Source organism: Sphingobacterium haloxyli, assembly GCF_002980525.1.
In the GTDB taxonomy this organism is placed as follows: domain Bacteria; phylum Bacteroidota; class Bacteroidia; order Sphingobacteriales; family Sphingobacteriaceae; genus Sphingobacterium; species Sphingobacterium haloxyli.
Genome location: NZ_PVBQ01000037.1, coordinates 1 through 2,181 on the forward strand (window position 1 = coordinate 1; position 2,181 = coordinate 2,181).

Below are 2,181 nucleotides of genomic sequence, written 5' to 3' on the forward strand. Positions count from 1 at the left end.
TACATATTAAATTTGGGGATAGGATTAAAGCCTTCGGCAACTCCTTTTAGGGTTCGCACTCGAGGCTTTCAGCCTCCGAGAACGAACCCTAAAAGGAGTGATGTGACACAGTTCAATTTACACTACCTTTTCTCTATCATAGGAACCGGAACTATAGGATTCCATTTTACAAAATCATTCATAACTAATATCTAAATTTCGTTTCCTTATGTTGTTTTTTAGGGTTATAAGTTTCCAATGTTGGTCTATCTCCAACACTTGCACTAATCCCGTGAATGTTTTAGAATCGATCATTAGGATAGGATTATTGAGCACATAATTATACGGTGAAACATTTTCAAATTGCTTTGCTAGCGAGTCCACCACATTCCACCGTCCTATCTCCGCATCGCGGAACCTTGCTCCATAGTCATATTGTTCAATCTAATTATGATATTTTGGTTCGTATATATCACTTGGATTCTCCTTTTTTTTCTTCTCAAATTCCTGCTTTCTAATCATCTTCTTTTCCAATTCGTCCCAAATCGGTCCTTCCCAAAATCGTTTATCCCCCAGATCGTACTTATATAAACAATTTCCGTTATCGTCCCTAAATTTTGAAAATATTTTGAAATAGGTGTCTTACATATCTTTTTTAGTTCGTTCTTTGGCGCACCATCTGTTAATCTTGGTCCAGATAAAGAAATTAAAAAGGATATTCTCATTGTTTTACCCATGTGCTTCCATTCCATTTATAAGTTCCTTCTTCAAGCCTTGATACGTCATTAAGAAGACTAAAAATTGAGTGATCTGTACTATTGCCCGTATCAGTAAAAATATCTTCATCCAAAATGCCGTCCTAATCCATTACTTTCCAAACGGGACCGTCCCAAAAATGACTGTCATCCACGTTAAATTCGTAAATAAGGCTACTATCGATATCTTTTGCGGAGGCTAATCTAGTAAAATAATATTCCTTTAAATCGTTTTTCGCCTCTTGTTCAGTGACCTCCGTTATAGACAATAATAGTTGATCAAATTAAATCTCCTAAACCAGTTCAGTCTAATATCATCATTTTCCCTAATGCCCAGATAACAAAACTCGTCATAATACCACGCGTACTCTGTATTTGGCTGAAATTGTCTACTGGTGGGATTGCGATTACCAGGGATGCAAAGACAGGCAAAGCCTATGCGCAACAAAACAAAGCCCAATCTTTTAGAGGATTGGGCTGCGTTGTCCAATTTATAAAATCGAGTTTAGATACTCGGTTCCAGGTATCTTTTCAAATATATTATTCAAAAATACACTATTATTTGAATGAACAATCCAATACGAAGAATCTACTAACTCTATAACATATTCACATTTTGCATACATCAAATCATCTGTTTCAAATCTCTTAATATTTTTTGGATCTTTATCACCGAGGACCAAAATATTAATCGCTTGCGAAATTTGTGAGGAGAATTCTAATAACTTTTCCAAGGATATTTTCTTACCGAAGTCCGAGTTATTGATCTCACCTTCCAATTCAAGAATATTATACCCAACTTCAGGCCGCATCACTACATCAAGCCATAGCAATCCCCAAGAAACATCGCCTTCACTTCTATCGTAACAATTTAATAAGTGTTCCAGCCGAACTGAGAGGATGTCTGAATCATCTCCGTTTATTTTTAATCCCTTTGTCATCATTTATTAAGACCTTTAAACCAATCATCAAAATTTAGAGGTTCCGCAGTTTTGCTTCGCTGAGGTGTCCCCCCTGTTTCGTTTGGCCTATATCTGTGCTGGTGTGGATTGTCAGGATGCTGTTTCGGTCGACCATGATCAGTAAAGTCTATATCTTTAACGTATCCACCCTATAGTCCACGTCTATGAACAATATTATGATGTCTGTAGCTTTGCTGGATGAGCAAAGAAGAAAAAAGAGCACAGATGTTTGCAATGATAGCAGACTGGCAGCAGAGCGGCCTGAGCAAGAAACGCTACTGCGAGGAAAATGGCATCAATGAGGCTACATTTTATTACTGGTTTTCGCGCGGCAAAGAAAACGATACATCCAGCGGCGGCTTTATAGCGATGGATAAGACCGGCAGAAAAGGCGATGTTGAGGTTATCTACCCCAATGGGGTGCGGATCAAGGTCGATACCGATCTTGGTTTGCTTTCCCAGTTGATCCGTCTTTACTGATATGT

At 38.1% G+C, this 2,181-nt stretch carries 2 protein-coding genes; one reads left to right on the forward strand and one right to left on the reverse strand.

The features are described from left to right. Nucleotides 1-1,225: 1,225 nt before the first annotated feature. Nucleotides 1,226-1,678: a hypothetical protein gene (locus C5745_RS19810; protein WP_105718748.1), complete on the reverse strand. Its 453-nt coding sequence runs from the start codon at nt 1,676-1,678 to the stop codon at nt 1,226-1,228. A gap of 216 nt (nt 1,679-1,894) precedes the next feature. Between C5745_RS19810 and tnpA the strand changes: the two genes are divergently transcribed. After that, a complete protein-coding gene (gene tnpA, locus C5745_RS19815) occupies nt 1,895-2,176 on the forward strand; it encodes an IS66 family insertion sequence element accessory protein TnpA (protein ID WP_165793156.1) in 282 nt (93 codons plus the stop codon). The last annotated feature ends 5 nt before the right edge of the window (nt 2,177-2,181 follow it).